Source organism: Agrobacterium vitis, from assembly GCF_013426735.1.
Lineage (GTDB): Bacteria > Pseudomonadota > Alphaproteobacteria > Rhizobiales > Rhizobiaceae > Allorhizobium > Allorhizobium vitis_D.
The window spans coordinates 2,961,567-2,975,438 of record NZ_AP023272.1 but is presented as its reverse complement, the minus strand read 5'-3'; the positions used below and the strand labels follow the sequence as shown (position 1 = coordinate 2,975,438).

The window sequence follows — 13,872 nt, the reverse complement described above, 5'->3', positions numbered from 1 at the left end:
GTCAGTCCTCGTCTGACGCGGCAGGAAAATCCAGGCCGGTCCAGGCGGGCAGGTGCAGACGCACGGCTTGATCACCGGCCAGAATAGGCGTGCCGTTTGCCATCGCATCGCCAGCGCGGTCAATACGCAGGATCGCCAATCCGATGGTGTCCAAAACCGTGCCGAGTGTGCCGAGTGGCTTACCATCTGCACGAAGCTCGGTGCCGGTTGCAGGCAGGGCTGTGTCAGCAGAAACGATGGCGATCCGGCGGCGGGCCATCTTGCGGTGATGCATACGCGACACCACTTCCTGCCCGACATAGCAGCCTTTCTTGAAGGAGACGCCGCCATTGAGGTCAAACAATACGTCGTGCGGATAGGCATCCTGAAGCGGATAGTCGAGCCCCGCTTCGGCCACCCCGGCCTTGATTCGCAACGCTGTATAAAGCCTGATATCATCCACAGCCGAGTTGACGCGACCCGGCACGCGCCAGACCGTTTCACCAGCAGCAGCGAAACGACGATCCTGAAAAGCTCCGGCCGGCACGTTGTCCCAGATAACCGTTACTCCGGAAAATTCAGCGGGGGTTAGGGTCACGGCGGCGCGCAACTTGTAGAGCGTCAGGCGGCGCAGCAGGGCCTCCTGCTCGTCAGATGCCACCTCCAGCAGATAACCATCGGCCAGCGGATAAACCAGCATGTCAAACAGGATCTTGCCCTGGGGTGTCAGCAACGCCGAGGGTGCGGCTTGCCCAGGTTCGATAAGGCCGAGATCCGCTGTCAGCAAATTGTTGAGAAAATGCGCGGCCTCTGCTCCAGCGACCTTTAGAAAAGCCCGGTTTTCAAGAAAAACGGCTGGCATGAGACGATCCAATCACATCTTACGAAACCACGACGGCATTGGGCGAAGCCGTGGATTGCACATTTTTCTCGTCAGCAAAATCGATTGCCGCGAGGTGAGATACCTTGACGCCGTTTGCCTTGTCGGGAAAAGCGGGTTGGGCTTTTCCCTGACAACTTTAAGGCAAACATTCGGCCATCAATCGCCTGCCGTGAAGAATTTCCATTTGCCGTCGGGTGCAATGCCGATGCGGAAGAAATTGTAATTGCCAACTTCCAGCATGTTTTCAAAATCGCCCGCTGTCACCAGCCGCAGCAATTCCACCTTTTCCGGTGGGGTCAGCGTTGTCAGCGGCTTTTCGGCGAAATAGGGCCAGACATAGGCTTCCTCCGGGGTGCCGGCATTGACATGGACGAAGCCGGTCGACAGCACGTCCAGCATAATGGCCAGAACTTCAAGGCCATCGGGATCGCCGGAAACACTCTTGATCGTCTGGATCGGGTCGCCATTGTCATTGCCAAGCGCCAGAGCCGTCGGATCGTTGCCGCCCGCCAGAAGCGCGCGCAACCGTTCCGGATCGCCAGAGGCTGCGGCTTCAACCAGCTTTTCGCGCAGTTTGCGCACCGGTTCAGGCGCCTTGCTGATATCGTAGATCACCTCAACAGGCGTGTGCGGGGCCGCTTCGGCAGCCGCACCCTTCGCCTTGTCGGCGGGTGTGGCCTGCTGTGGTTCGGCGCTGGGGGCGCTCTTCGGGTCGGAGGTGCTATCGGTTGGCAGGCCCGGCTGCTGACCGGTTTGCGGTTGCTGCCCCTGCTGCGCCGCATCCTTCGCGCCGCCCTGTAATTCCGACAGAGCGAAACTGCTGCCGGGAAGAGCGACAACGGCAATGCTTGCCATCCAGCCGCAGACCAACATTGTTTTTACATTGTTCTTGAGACCGGTTGCTTTTGCTCCGGTCTGGCATGCCTTGCGCATCTTATTGCCTCTGAAACTTACTGAACACTTCGCTTGGGAGAAAACTCACCGGCCAGCATGCGGGCGCGCAAAGACTCCAACATGGCTTCCGCACCATCTTCACCATGAATGCGGATGGTTTCGCGCATGGCAAGTGCAATGGCCGCATCGGCAATGATTTCCGGTTCGATGCCGTCAGCCATGCCATCGGCCCAGGCCTCGTTCTGATATTCGAGGGCAGCCTGCATCTTTTCATGAACGATCATGTCGTCAATCTCGTTGCGGCGTGGTTCCATTCTGCATGTCCTCGAAGCGATACTTACTCAGCTGTTAACGACTCTATCAGTGTTTTATCAAAACGACACGGGCGAATGCTAAATCGGATGAATTATTGGTTAATTTCCAAAGCGCGCCGTCATTTCCCGAACAAGTGTTGCGCCTTCAGCACGATACTGGCTTTCTGCCACCCGAGCGGCAGAAGTGCAAGAGGGATGCACTGCGGCAAAGGCCCGATAACCACGGTTATAGGCGGCTGTCAGCATCTGTTTGCGGGCCGGTTCAGTGCCTGCATCGAGTGCGATGAGCTTTTCGGCCGCAGCCCGCCATTCCTGCTCCGGCTGGCCCGCGCAGAGATTGCGCAGATAGGTCACGGTCCCCAGGATTTCCGAGAGCCGGTTCAACTGTCCGTCATAGGGCGTTGCCTCTTGCGCAGGCGTTGCAGTCTCCCCGGGCAGCTTTGCTGGAGGCGTAACACTTGCCGCCGCCGCAAGTCCCGCCATAAGGACGGACACGGTACAGAGGGCAGGAAAAAGCAGGATTGGTCGGGTCATACATGTCCGTGGCATATCCGGCGGGTTCGCCGGGATTAACGTCAACCTTATCACGATTCCCGCCTTCGTTTACGCTGCTTTACCGCACACCACCAGCTTTTCCACGCAGTCGCGCACGCTGGGTGGCGCGGGCAGATCCAGGATTTCTGCCGGGCTATACCAGCCCAGCGCAGCGGCGTCGCTTTGGGCGACCGCTGCCGCCGCTGGATCGTCCAGGGTGACGAGGAAAACAGAAAGCCGGAAGTGATGATGACTGGGACCGCCCGGGTCCGGGTAGAGGTCGTAGCTGGCAAACAGACTGGGCGCATGGGCCGATAGTCCGGTCTCCTCCTTCAGTTCGCGCAAGGCGGTCTCTTCCGGTGTTTCGCCAGGTTCGCCCCGTCCGCCAGGAAAGGCATAGAGATCGGCGGCTGGTGGCTTTGACCGCTTGACCAGCAGCAACTGGCCCTGGCGGATGACGATGACGGAAGAGGCGGGGGCGAAAAAAGCCGGGGCGGGTTGCTCGGTCATACGGCTACTCGTTCTCTTTGCTGACCCGATGCATCAGGCAGACTGCGGTTACAAGGTCGCTTGACGATAGGCTCTGTGACTGCGAAGACAAGACCATGTGTGGACGTTTTGCCCTGACCGTGACACCTGACGAGATCGTGGAGGCCTTCGGTCTACACGAACTCGAGGCTTTTCCGCCGAGGTTCAATATTGCTCCAACCCAGCCGATCTTGACGATTGGTAATGGGGAGATGCCGGTGGTGGGCAGCAACCTGCCGAGCAGGCGGGCGCTGCTGGTGCGCTGGGGTTTTCTGCCCGGCTGGGTGAAAGACCCGAATGATTTTCCACTGCTGATCAACGCGCGTTCTGAGACGGCGGAAAAGAAGGTGTCGTTTCGCGGTGCCATGCGCCATCGCCGTGTTTTGATCCCGGCCTCCGGCTTTTACGAATGGTATCGGCCAGCAAAGGAAAGCGGTGAAAAACCGCAGGCTTACTGGATCCGCCCCACCCAGGGCGGTATTGTCGCGTTCGGTGGTCTGGTCGAAACCTTTGCCGCCGCTGATGGATCTGAAATCGATACCGGCGCCATCCTGACCACCAGTGCCAATCGCTCCATTCGAGCGATCCATGACCGCATGCCTGTCGTGATCGGCCCGGAGGATTTCGAGCGTTGGCTGGATTGCAAGCGCCAGGAGCCACGCCACGTGGCTGACCTGTTGAAACCGGCAGGCGAGGACGTGTTCGAAGCCATTCCGGTTTCCGACAAGGTCAACAAGGTCGCCAATACCGGCCCGGATGTGCAGGTCCGCGTCGAAAACCCGATGCCGAAAGCCGAGCCTAAGCCGCCTTCTGAACAGCTATCACTGTTTTGAACGGTATTGGAAAAGGACGTCCTCAAGCGACTTTCTTGATCGGCGCTCGCTTCAACATCAGAGCGGCGGCAATCACCGCTTTCAAACCGATTGGGCGGTAATTGTCGCTCAATTCCGGTTTGGCCGGTTGCGGGGCTTCTTTGGCTTGCAGGAGCGCGGGGGTTTGCAGGGGGGCGGGCATGATGTTCTCCAAAGTGTTTCCATTGCGGCCTGTCAGGTTTGCTTGCAACCTGAGGGATACGCATTTCCCTTGTTTCAGTCTGTCCTTATCGAGAAAATCGGATTGCGTTTTTCCCGTGACAAACTCCAGAACAGTCCTTTTTGGGCTGCTCAGGTTTAGAGATCATGACACTTTCGTGAACAATGCAAATTAATTTAAATCAAAGACTGCTACTTTTCGTGAGTCTGTTTTACAATTTCCGGTTTTAAAGGCCTCGATCCATTCCGGCGCCGTGATGGTCGTCGTGGTCTTCCATGACGGTCAAGGTTCCGTATTTCCGCTTCCAGGCACGGGCGCCGAAGGGCAGGGAGAGGAGATAGACAATGACCGTCACCGACAGCACTTCCCAGGTGAAGCTCATCAGCAGGGCGACATAAAGCACCACGGCGATCGTCAGGGGCAGAACCAGATCGCGGCGGACCTTTTTTTCAGATTTGCCGGACCAGACTGGCAAGCGGCTGATCAGCAGGAAGGCGATCAGCATCGTATAGGCTGAGGACGCAAAGGCAAATCCGGGCGTCGCTTCCACACCCAGAAAGCCGAGGTAGATCGGCAGCATGACCAGAAGCGCGCCAGCCGGTGCCGGAACGCCGACGAAATAGGCGTTTTGCCAAGGGGCTTTGATGGCGCGCTCGTCCATCACGTTGAAGCGGGCAAGCCGCAGGCCTGCTGATATCGCAAAGATCAGCGCGGCGATCCAGCCGAAGGATCGGGCCTGATCCAGAATATAGACATACAGAACCAGACCGGGCGCCACGCCGAAATTGACGATATCGGCAAGCGAGTCCATCTGTGCGCCGAATTTCGATGTGGCTTTCATCAGGCGGGCGATGCGTCCGTCGATGCCATCGAGAAAAGCGGCGACCAGCACCATGCCGACCGCAAGCTCGAAACGTCCTTCGAAGGCCAGGCGGACGCCGGTCAGACCGGCGCATATGGCCAAAACGGTAATCAGGTTCGGAATCATCAGCCGCAGGGGAATTTCCCGCAGCCGAGGCCCGCGTGAAGCCTCGTTGACCTCCTGCTGGCCCGGCTGATTCTCATCCGCCTGTGTTTTCGGTCCCTCATGCTCTTGCGAAGGGTGTGCCTGATGCTGCGGCGTGTCGCTGTTCATGGCTGACCTGTCTCCGTTATGGCTTGCAAAAATCGTCTCAGCTGCGGCGGCTGATGACTGGGCCCTTTGCCGAACCATATTCTGCGATCACGGTTTCACCACCAATCGAACGCTGGCCAACCGCGACGCGGGGCTCGGCGCCGGCTGGGAGGTAGACATCCAGTCGCGAACCAAATCGGATCAGACCGAAACGTTCGCCAACCCCGAGCGCCTGGCCCGGCACCGACCAGCACAGGATGCGGCGGGCCACGAGGCCTGCGATCTGCACCACGCCGATGGCGCCGCGCGGGCCGTCGATGACCAGCGAGTTGCGCTCATTGTCGGTGCTGGCCTTGTCCAGTTCGGCATTCAGGAAACTGCCTTCGCGGTAGACAACCTGGCGGATTGCGCCGCGTACCGGGGCGCGATTGATATGGACATCGAAGACATTCATGAAGATCGAGATGCGTAACATCGGGTCGCTCGACAGCTGCAACTCTTCCGGCGGGATGACCATCTGGATCATCGACACGCGGCCATCGGCTGGGCTGACCACCAGATCGTCATCCTGCGGGGTGAGGCGCTCCGGGTCGCGGAAGAAATAGGCGCACCATAGTGTCAGCAGCAGGCCGACCCAGAACAGCGGCTCCCAGATCCATCCGAGCACCAGCGACCCGACGAAGAAAGCGCCGACAAAAATATAGCCTTCCTTATGCACGGGGACGAGGGTATTGCGGATCGTATCGAACAAGGACATCGGTAGGACTTCTCCTGAAAACTCTATTGATGACGTGACTACCGCGAAACGTGTTCAGGGGCAATGCCGGGCCTTATTGAGGTCCCGCACGGGAAAGCCGCCGCACTTTTATACATGCCGATCACACAGCAGGCGGCAGGCGCGTGACCACACCGAGATCGTCGCTTTCGCGCACCTGGCGCAGATGCTCTTCTGCCTGGGTCGCCTCCCGCTGCCGGTTCCACATCGAGGCGTAAAGGCCGTTTTGGGCGAGAAGTTCCGCGTGGGTGCCACGCTCGGCGATTTCGCCCGCTTTCAAAACGATGATTTCGTCGGCGCCGATCACGGTCGATAGCCGGTGGGCGATAACCAAAGTGGTGCGATTTTGCGATACAATGTCTAGGGCAGCCTGGATATCCTGCTCGGTCGTGGTGTCGAGCGCCGAGGTCGCCTCATCGAGAATGAGGATAGGCGGGGATTTCAGCACGGTGCGGGCGATGGCGACGCGCTGCTTTTCGCCGCCCGACAGTTTCAGGCCGCGCTCACCGACCATGGTCTTGTAGCCCTGCGGCAGTTCACGGATCGAGCGGCTGATCTGGGCAATGTCGGCGGCGGCTTCCATCTCGGCGTCGCTGGCCTCAGGCCTGCCATAACGGATATTATAGGCGATGGTATCGTTAAACAGCACCGTATCCTGCGGCACCATGCCGATGGCGGCGCGCAGCGACGTCTGCGTGATATCGCGGACATCCTGCCCGTCGATGCGGATCGCGCCCTGCTGCACATCGTAAAACCGGTAGAGCAGCCGTGAAATTGTCGATTTGCCAGCGCCCGATGGGCCGACGACGGCCACTGTCTTGCCCTCCGGCACGGTGAAGGAAATTCCCTTCAGGATCGGCCTTGCCGGGTCATAGGAGAAATGCACGTTTTCGAAGGTGATAGCGCCCTTGGCGATGGCAAGCGGCTTCGCATCAGGCGCGTCGCGCACTTCCGGCTCTACCGCCAGAAGATCGAACATCTGTTCGATATCGGTCAGGCCCTGGCGGATTTCGCGGTAGAGCATGCCAATGAAATTCAGCGGCACGGAAAGCTGCAACAGCAGCGCGTTGACGAAGACGAAGTCGCCGATGGTCTGCTCGCCGCGCTGTACGGCCAGCGCCGAAAACACCAGCATCACCGTCATGCCCACACCGAAAATCAGCCCCTGGCCGAAGTTCAGCCAGCCGAGAGAGGTCCAGACCTGGGTGGCAGCCTTTTCATAGCGGGCCATGGAGGCATCGAAGCGGCGGGCCTCCATGTCTTCGTTGCCGAAATATTTGACCGTTTCGAAATTCAACAGCGAGTCGATGGCTTTGACATTGGCGTCGGTATCGCTGTCATTCATCGAGCGGCGGATGGCGATGCGCCAGTCCGAAGCCTTGACGGTGAACCAGACATAGACGGCGACGGTGACGGCGGTGATCGCCAGATAGGAAAACCCGTAGCCCCACCAGAAAATCACCGCCGTCAGGGCAAATTCGATCAGCGTCGGGATGGAGTTGAGAATGGTGAAGCGGACGATGGTCTCGATGCCCTTGGTGCCGCGCTCGATGATCCGCGACAAGCCACCGGTCTTGCGCTCCAGGTGGAAGCGCAGCGACAATTGGTGCATGTGCAGAAAGGTTATATGCGCCAGCCGCCGCACGGCATATTGGCCGACGCTGGCAAACAGCGCGTCGCGGAACTGGTTGATGCCCATCTGCACGATGCGGGCCAGATTATAGGCAATCACCAGCATCACCGCCGACAGCATGAAGGCAGGCAGCACGCCCGTCGCATCCATCTTGCCATTGAGCGCATCAGTGGCCCATTTGAAATAATAGGGCACCAGCATCAGGACCAGCTTGGCGATCACCAGGAACAGGCTTGCCCAGACCACCCGCATTTTCAGATCGAGGCGCTCGGCTGGCCACATATAGGGCCAGAGATTGACGATGGTGCGCCACGGATTGCTGCTTTCGGCCGAAACCGTTTTGACTTTCTGATGCATGCTCTATGTCCTGCGCGCGGGCTGGTGGAAGCGCGGTCGGTTTCCGGAGAGCCACCCTGAGAGGCGGCACAAAAAAGGCGACCCTGGGGCCGCCTTTGGTCGTCGCTGATATAGGCAATATGAGCGAGAGAGGCAAGGACTGGACGTGTTCAGCCCAGTCCTTGACGGTGTTTCAGCCTATCGCTTGTGCTCCCGCATCCATTTGCGGTGGATTTTCTCGGCCTCGTCATCCGGCATGGATTGATCCGGCACGGTGAAGGTCTGGCCGGGCTCGATCAGGTCGGGATTACTGATCTGTTCGGCATTGGCGACATAGATCGTCGTGTAGCGTACGCCCTGGCCATAGACCCGCCGGGAAATCTGCCAGAGCGTATCGCCCCGGCGGATGATCACCGCATTCTTGCTTTCGGTCAGCGGTGCCTGGCTCAGCACTGGCGGCGATGTGCCATCGGTTGGTGCGAGGGCTGGTGCCGGGTTTTGCGTCGCTGCGGCTTGCGCTGCGGCAATTTTGGCCGGCATGGGTTCCAGCGCCGCATCGACAAGCGACTTGAGGGTCGGCAAGGCATTGGCCATCGCCGTGACCGAAGCGGTCGGCACTTGTTTGAGGACCACCAGAGCCTTGTCAGCCTGGTCTGCCATGCGCGCCATGAAGGCGCTGGCGGTCTGGTCAGTGCTGGGGGTCGGGCGGAAATCCGCAACCGCCTTCAGAGCAAATTCCAGCGCCGAACGCGATGCCGCCAGGCTTTCCAGCGTCGGTGTCTTGCCATCGGCAAACAGGTTGCTGAGCAGCGTGAAGGACTTCGCGAGTGTATCGCGCTGCCGGTCGAACAGGTTGCTATCGACGGTGGCCGGGCTGACGGTGCTGCTGGCGGCGCCGGGCTGGGCTTCCGGTGCGACAACCGCAACCTGATCGCCTTCCGGTCGGTTGAACGGCACGGACGCGCGCAGTGTGACCCTGCCATTGGCATCCTTCAGATCGACGCTGATGATATGCTGGCCGACGGAAAGCGGCATCTGGCCTTCGACCACGAAATGCCCCTTCTGGTCGACATCCGCCGAGCCGATCTGCTTGCCATCGGCATAGGCGGTCACGGTGCGGCCCTTCTGGGCATTGCCTGCTACGAAAATTTTGTCGCCTTCAAGCTCGACCGCGGTGATCTGTAAATCGGCAGCGGACAAGGATGGGGTGGACGCAGATCCAGGCGTCGTTGTGGGCGTAGCAGCGGCGACGCGCCCCTGTTTGTCTACACCATTGATCTGTTCCGCAGCCTGTGGCTGGCCCTGATCCTTTGGCGGGACTTGATCCTGTTGCGGGCCACTGATCAGCCGGCTGGCTTCGCCGGGCTTGGTCACCATGGCCAGCACGTCACCGGATGGGTCGGCCGGGACGGAAACCGTGGCTTGCTCCTCAGACCCGATGGTCTTGCCTTCCTTGGTCGTGGCTTTCAAATCCAGAGAATGATCGCCGGGTGACAAGGGCTTGTCGAGCACGATGGCGAAGTCACCGTTTGGAGAGGCGGTGGCACTGGCAATATTGTTGGAGCCGTCATGGACCTCGACCTTGGCACCCGGTGCCGCACTGCCGGCGATGACAGTCGAGCCGTCTTTTTCAACACGCAGCACGTCAAAACGCGGCATGTCTGGATCGATAGCCACTTCCGGTTCGCCGCGCATGGCCCGACCGATATTGGCGATCATGGCGGCGGCATCCTGCGGGGAGGCGGGCAGTTTGGCGATCAATTGCAAGGCATGGGCTGCCGAGGCCTTGGCCTTGGTGAGACTGTTTACAAGGCCTGCTTCGATTCCGGCGGGAAGATCGGCATCCGATAGGGCTTTCAGGGCTGTCAATGCAGCAATACGGGCTGTGGCGTAAAGTTCGGGTGCCGGGGTTTTCTGATCGGCAAACAGATTTTCCAAAGCGGCCACCGATTGCTCTGCGGCCTTGGTCAGACGCTGCATCTTGGCGGCGGCCTGGCCATCGGGGGCAGGCGTGGGTGAGGACGGCCCGGACGCTTCGGGCGTCGCCGCCTGTTCAGCCGGGGCAGCAGGTGTTTCTGCTGTCTTCTTTGTGCCGCCAATTTGCGGAAGCACGAAAAACACCATCAATACTGTCGCAATGGCAAGCACGCCGAGAGCCAGCCAACCGGCACGGTTTTTCATAGTCCAACGTCTCCGGGCGGATTATTCCGCCATATCCCTTGAAACTGATAGAGCGCCATGGGGTATGAATACCCCATGAAGGACGCTCAAAAGTTCTGTCCCCACTGCATGGCCCATGCTCAAAACCGCAGACCGCTGCGGTACTACGGATTTGGCATTTCCATCGGATTTTCCAAAAATCGCGTCCCGCATTTTGGTCCGATCTCTTACATCCATTGGGATTTAAGAGTTTATGCAGTAACGTTTCCTTAATCGCTGCACAAGCGATGAACCCGGTTTGTTCATAGGCTTCCTGGAGTTTTCGTTAATTTTATTGACGTCAGCGGGCCGCGATGGCCATTCTAAACGTATGACAGAAAACCATTCTTCGATTCGATCCATCTGCGTTTATTGTGGCTCACGGCCCGGGCGCGATCCCGATTACATGGCTGCGGGCCGCACACTTGGCCACTCGATTGCCGCTCATGGCCTGCGCCTCGTCTATGGTGGCGGCACCAAGGGCATCATGGGTGCCGTTGCCAGCGGCGTGCTGGATGCGGGTGGCCAAGTGACGGGCATCATACCCGAATTTCTGGTCGATATGGAAGCCACACGCCATTCTCTTGGTCAGTTGAACGAATTGATCATCACCGAGGATATGCATCAGCGCAAGCACAAGATGTTCGAGCGCGCCGATGCCTTCGTCACCTTGCCGGGCGGTATCGGTACGCTAGAGGAAATCGTCGAGATCATGACCTGGGGCCAGCTTGGCCGCCATGAAAAGCCGATGGTCTTTGCCAATGTCAACGGTTTCTGGGACCCGATGCTGGAGCTGATCACGCACATGCGCCAGGAGGGCTTCGTCCATACCGGCCATAAGGTCCAGCCGCTGGTGATTGACGAGATCGAGGCCATCGTGCCGACGATTGTCGATCGCTGGGAAGAACTCGGTCGCATCTCCGGCGATGCTGAGATGTTGTCAAAGCTCTGATCGGCGCCGTTTCAGCATCGGTAAGGTATAGATGACCAGTGCCACCCAGATCAGCGGGAAGGCAATGGCCTTGGCGGTGCTGAATTCCTCGCGAAACAGGAAGACGGCGATCAGGAAAATCATCGTCGGGGCGATATATTGCATGATGCCGATGGTGGAGAGACGCAGGAGCTTGGCACCATTGGCGTAGAGGATCAGCGGCACGGCCGTGACCAACCCGCTCAAGGCCGGTAGCACGGTATTGTTGAACATGCTGGCATCCGGCGACCCCAGGAAATGCGACTGTCCGGTCACGCCGAGATAGATCAGGTAGGCCAGGGCGAAAGGTGACAGCAGCAGCACTTCCAGCAGAAAGCCCTGATTGGGGCCAATCGGCAGCGTCTTGCGGAAAAACGCATAAAAACCCCAGGAAAAGGTAAGGCTGAGGGCGATCAGCGGCAGGCGTCCGGCATCGACCGTCAGGATAACGACGGCGACCACCACCAAAGCCAGCGCCGCCATTTGCGCCGGTTTCAGTTTTTCCTTCAGCAGCACGGCACCAAGCAGAATGGAAAACAGCGGATTGATGAAATAGCCAAGCGCCGTATCCAGCGCATGGCCTGCACCAATGGCCCAGACATAAATGCCCCAGTTGATGCTGATCAGGCAGGCGGTGATTGCCGCCATGCCGATCATTTTCGGATTGCGCAGCGCTCGCTTCAGGTCATCGGTGCGCCGCAGCACCAGAAGAACGAGACCGGCGACCGGAATGGACCAGAGCACCCGATGGGCGATCACTTCCATGGGCGGAATATGTGCGACTGCCTTCATGTAAAGGGGCAGAAAACCCCAGAGTAGATAGGCTGAAAGCGCAAAAAGAAAGCCCCGCAGGCTATCGCGGTTTTCGCCCGCTGGCGCTGCAACCTCGCTCATGATGTGTCCGATCCCATTGCTGTTTTTCCTGCCGATACGCCTTCAGGACGCAAACGGCAAATTCATTCCATTGAAGGATCAGTGAGTTTGGTGAATGCGACCATGTCAATGTTCGAAAACTGGAAAGCAGATCAAGACGGTTTTGGCTTATTCCGCCGCAATCCGCCCGGCCAATTGGCGGTTTTTCATCAGCTTATAGACAATGGCGTCCATCAAGGCCTGGAACGAGGCGTCGATGATGTTTTCCGATACGCCTACCGTCCACCAGCGGGCGCCGCTGGCATCGGTGGATTCGATCAGCACGCGGGTAATGGCTTCGGTGCCGCCATTGAGGATACGGACCTTGAAATCGGCCAGTTCCAGATCTTTTATTTCGCTTTGGAATTTGCCGAGATCCTTGCGAAGAGCAATGTCCAATGCGTTGACCGGGCCGTCACCTTCGGCGACCGACATCACCGTCTGCCCGTCGATCACCATTTTCACCACGGCTTCTGACACGGTTTTCAAATTGCCATTGCTGTCAAACCGGCGCTCGATCATCACCCGGAAGCTCTCGACGGCGAAAAACTCCGGCACGGTGCCGAGGGTGCGATGCGCCAAAAGTTCGAAACTGCCATCGGCCCCTTCATAGGCATAGCCTGTCGCTTCGCGCTGCTTGACGATCTCGATCAGCCGGTCCAGCTTCGGGTCGTCCTTGGCAACCGTGATGCCGCGGCGTTTCAACTCGTTGATGAAATTGGCCTTGCCGCCCTGATCGGAGACCATGACCTTGCGGAAATTGCCCACCAGACCCGGCTCCACGTGCTCATAGGTTTTCGGGTCCTTCAACAGCGCCGAGGCATGGATGCCAGCCTTGGTGGCGAAGGCCGAAGCGCCGACATAGGGAGCCTGATGGTTGGGAGAGCGGTTCAACAGCTCATCGAAGGCATGCGAGAGGCGGGTCAATTCCACCAGCTTTTCGAGGTCGATGGCCGTCTCGAACCGGTCGGCATAGGTCTTCTTCAGACAGAGCGTTGGAATGATGGTGGTGAGATCGGCATTGCCGCAGCGCTCGCCAATGCCGTTCAGGGTGCCTTGAATCTGGCGCACACCAGCCTCCACGGCGGCCAGCGAATTGGCAACGGCCTGGCCGGTATCATTATGGGCGTGAATACCCAGCGACGTGCCGGGAACACCTGCCTCGATCAGACTGGCAATGATCGTGCGGATTTCCGGCGGCTGGGTGCCGCCATTGGTGTCGCACAGCACCACCCAGCGCGCACCGGCCTCATAGGCGGTTTTGGCACAGGCCACCGCATAATCGGGATTAGCCTTGTAGCCGTCGAAGAAATGCTCGCAATCCACCAGCGCTTCCTTGCCCGCAGCCATCACGGCCTTGACGCTGTCGCGGATCGAGTCGAGGTTTTCCTCATTGGTGCAGCCAAGCGCCACTGCCACATGGTAATCCCAGCTTTTCGCCACCAGACAGATGGCATCGCTTTTCGATTGCAAAAGCTGGCTCAGGCCCGGATCGTTGGAAGCGGAAATTCCGGCGCGTTTGGTCATGCCAAACGCCGTGAAGCGGGCGCGGCTGGTGCGTTTCTTTGAGAAAAACGCCGTGTCGGTCGGATTGGCGCCGGGATAGCCGCCTTCGACATAGTCCAGCCCGAAATTATCCAGCATGGCGGCAATGGCAATCTTGTCTTCCACGGAAAAATCGATGCCGGGCGTCTGCTGCCCATCACGCAGCGTGGTGTCGAACAGGGTGATTTTTTCGCGGCTCATGAGTGCCTCCCAAAGGCCAATTC

14 protein-coding genes are annotated in these 13,872 nt (G+C 59.0%); 2 read left to right on the top strand and 12 right to left on the bottom strand.

The genetic code is table 11. The features are described from left to right. Position 1: 1 nt before the first annotated feature. From ygfZ to H1Y61_RS13880, 5 genes are all read right to left on the bottom strand, one after another. On the bottom strand, positions 2-841 hold the full coding sequence (ygfZ, locus tag H1Y61_RS13900; protein WP_180572929.1) for a CAF17-like 4Fe-4S cluster assembly/insertion protein YgfZ: 840 nt from the start codon (positions 839-841) through the stop codon (positions 2-4). Between the two features lie 177 nt (positions 842-1,018). Next, a complete protein-coding gene (locus H1Y61_RS13895; protein ID WP_174082351.1) occupies positions 1,019-1,795 on the bottom strand; it encodes a hypothetical protein in 777 nt (258 codons plus the stop codon). Between the two features lie 17 nt (positions 1,796-1,812). Continuing rightward, the gene (locus H1Y61_RS13890; RefSeq protein WP_015915468.1) at positions 1,813-2,070 is read right to left on the bottom strand and encodes a hypothetical protein; all 258 of its coding nucleotides are present in this window, start codon (positions 2,068-2,070) and stop codon (positions 1,813-1,815) included. A 99-nt stretch (positions 2,071-2,169) separates the two neighbouring features. Then, entirely contained in the window at positions 2,170-2,604 is a 435-nt protein-coding gene (locus tag H1Y61_RS13885) for a TIGR02301 family protein (protein WP_235680738.1), read from the bottom strand. Between the two features lie 69 nt (positions 2,605-2,673). Then, positions 2,674-3,114: an NUDIX hydrolase gene (locus H1Y61_RS13880; RefSeq protein ID WP_180572927.1), complete on the bottom strand. Its 441-nt coding sequence runs from the start codon at positions 3,112-3,114 to the stop codon at positions 2,674-2,676. A gap of 95 nt (positions 3,115-3,209) precedes the next feature. On the opposite strand from H1Y61_RS13880, the gene H1Y61_RS13875 reads away from it, so the two are divergent. After that, the gene (locus tag H1Y61_RS13875; RefSeq protein ID WP_180572926.1) at positions 3,210-3,965 is read left to right on the top strand and encodes an SOS response-associated peptidase; all 756 of its coding nucleotides are present in this window, start codon (positions 3,210-3,212) and stop codon (positions 3,963-3,965) included. Between the two features lie 22 nt (positions 3,966-3,987). On the opposite strand, the gene H1Y61_RS13870 is transcribed toward H1Y61_RS13875, so the two are convergent. The 5 genes from H1Y61_RS13870 to H1Y61_RS13850 form a co-directional block, all read right to left on the bottom strand. Beyond that, complete coding sequence (locus tag H1Y61_RS13870; protein ID WP_174110412.1) at positions 3,988-4,146, bottom strand: hypothetical protein; 159 nt, start codon at positions 4,144-4,146, stop codon at positions 3,988-3,990. A 244-nt stretch (positions 4,147-4,390) separates the two neighbouring features. Continuing rightward, complete coding sequence (locus tag H1Y61_RS13865) at positions 4,391-5,299, bottom strand: CDP-alcohol phosphatidyltransferase family protein (RefSeq protein WP_180572925.1); 909 nt, start codon at positions 5,297-5,299, stop codon at positions 4,391-4,393. Positions 5,300-5,336: 37 nt separating this feature from the next. Next, entirely contained in the window at positions 5,337-6,035 is a 699-nt protein-coding gene (locus H1Y61_RS13860) for a phosphatidylserine decarboxylase (RefSeq protein WP_015915474.1), read from the bottom strand. Positions 6,036-6,156: 121 nt separating this feature from the next. Further along, positions 6,157-8,043 carry an ABCB family ABC transporter ATP-binding protein/permease gene (locus H1Y61_RS13855; protein ID WP_180572924.1) on the bottom strand — a complete coding sequence of 629 codons (1,887 nt, stop codon included), beginning with the start codon at positions 8,041-8,043 and terminating at the stop codon, positions 6,157-6,159. 177 nt (positions 8,044-8,220) lie between these two features. Then, entirely contained in the window at positions 8,221-10,203 is a 1,983-nt protein-coding gene (locus tag H1Y61_RS13850; RefSeq protein ID WP_180572923.1) for an Ig-like domain-containing protein, read from the bottom strand. Between the two features lie 349 nt (positions 10,204-10,552). Here H1Y61_RS13850 and H1Y61_RS13845 point away from each other — a divergent pair, with 349 nt between their 5' ends. Then, positions 10,553-11,173 carry an LOG family protein gene (locus tag H1Y61_RS13845; RefSeq protein WP_180572922.1) on the top strand — a complete coding sequence of 207 codons (621 nt, stop codon included), beginning with the start codon at positions 10,553-10,555 and terminating at the stop codon, positions 11,171-11,173. On the opposite strand, the gene rarD is transcribed toward H1Y61_RS13845, so the two are convergent. Both rarD and cimA read right to left on the bottom strand, forming a co-directional pair. Beyond that, the gene (gene rarD / locus H1Y61_RS13840) at positions 11,162-12,085 is read right to left on the bottom strand and encodes an EamA family transporter RarD (protein ID WP_180572921.1); all 924 of its coding nucleotides are present in this window, start codon (positions 12,083-12,085) and stop codon (positions 11,162-11,164) included. The genes H1Y61_RS13845 and rarD overlap by 12 nt on opposite strands. Positions 12,086-12,232: 147 nt before the next feature. Continuing rightward, positions 12,233-13,849, bottom strand: coding sequence for a citramalate synthase (cimA, locus tag H1Y61_RS13835; RefSeq protein ID WP_180572920.1), 1,617 nt, complete (start codon positions 13,847-13,849; stop codon positions 12,233-12,235). Between the last annotated feature and the right edge of the window lie 23 nt (positions 13,850-13,872).

What these genes read in the sequence shown, in the direction of transcription:
- H1Y61_RS13855 (WP_180572924.1), bottom strand. Translation starts at nt 8,043, where the DNA reads ATGCATCAGAAAGTCAAAACGGTTTCGGCCGAAAGCAGCAATCCGTGG.
- H1Y61_RS13860 (WP_015915474.1), bottom strand. Translation starts at nt 6,035, where the DNA reads ATGTCCTTGTTCGATACGATCCGCAATACCCTCGTCCCCGTGCATAAG.
- H1Y61_RS13875 (WP_180572926.1), top strand. Translation starts at nt 3,210, where the DNA reads ATGTGTGGACGTTTTGCCCTGACCGTGACACCTGACGAGATCGTGGAG.
- H1Y61_RS13870 (WP_174110412.1), bottom strand. Translation starts at nt 4,146, where the DNA reads ATGCCCGCCCCCCTGCAAACCCCCGCGCTCCTGCAAGCCAAAGAAGCC.
- H1Y61_RS13865 (WP_180572925.1), bottom strand. Translation starts at nt 5,299, where the DNA reads ATGAACAGCGACACGCCGCAGCATCAGGCACACCCTTCGCAAGAGCAT.
- H1Y61_RS13850 (WP_180572923.1), bottom strand. Translation starts at nt 10,203, where the DNA reads ATGAAAAACCGTGCCGGTTGGCTGGCTCTCGGCGTGCTTGCCATTGCG.
- cimA (WP_180572920.1), bottom strand. Translation starts at nt 13,849, where the DNA reads ATGAGCCGCGAAAAAATCACCCTGTTCGACACCACGCTGCGTGATGGG.
- rarD (WP_180572921.1), bottom strand. Translation starts at nt 12,085, where the DNA reads ATGAGCGAGGTTGCAGCGCCAGCGGGCGAAAACCGCGATAGCCTGCGG.
- H1Y61_RS13880 (WP_180572927.1), bottom strand. Translation starts at nt 3,114, where the DNA reads ATGACCGAGCAACCCGCCCCGGCTTTTTTCGCCCCCGCCTCTTCCGTC.
- H1Y61_RS13895 (WP_174082351.1), bottom strand. Translation starts at nt 1,795, where the DNA reads ATGCGCAAGGCATGCCAGACCGGAGCAAAAGCAACCGGTCTCAAGAAC.
- H1Y61_RS13890 (WP_015915468.1), bottom strand. Translation starts at nt 2,070, where the DNA reads ATGGAACCACGCCGCAACGAGATTGACGACATGATCGTTCATGAAAAG.
- H1Y61_RS13885 (WP_235680738.1), bottom strand. Translation starts at nt 2,604, where the DNA reads ATGACCCGACCAATCCTGCTTTTTCCTGCCCTCTGTACCGTGTCCGTC.
- H1Y61_RS13845 (WP_180572922.1), top strand. Translation starts at nt 10,553, where the DNA reads ATGACAGAAAACCATTCTTCGATTCGATCCATCTGCGTTTATTGTGGC.
- ygfZ (WP_180572929.1), bottom strand. Translation starts at nt 841, where the DNA reads ATGCCAGCCGTTTTTCTTGAAAACCGGGCTTTTCTAAAGGTCGCTGGA.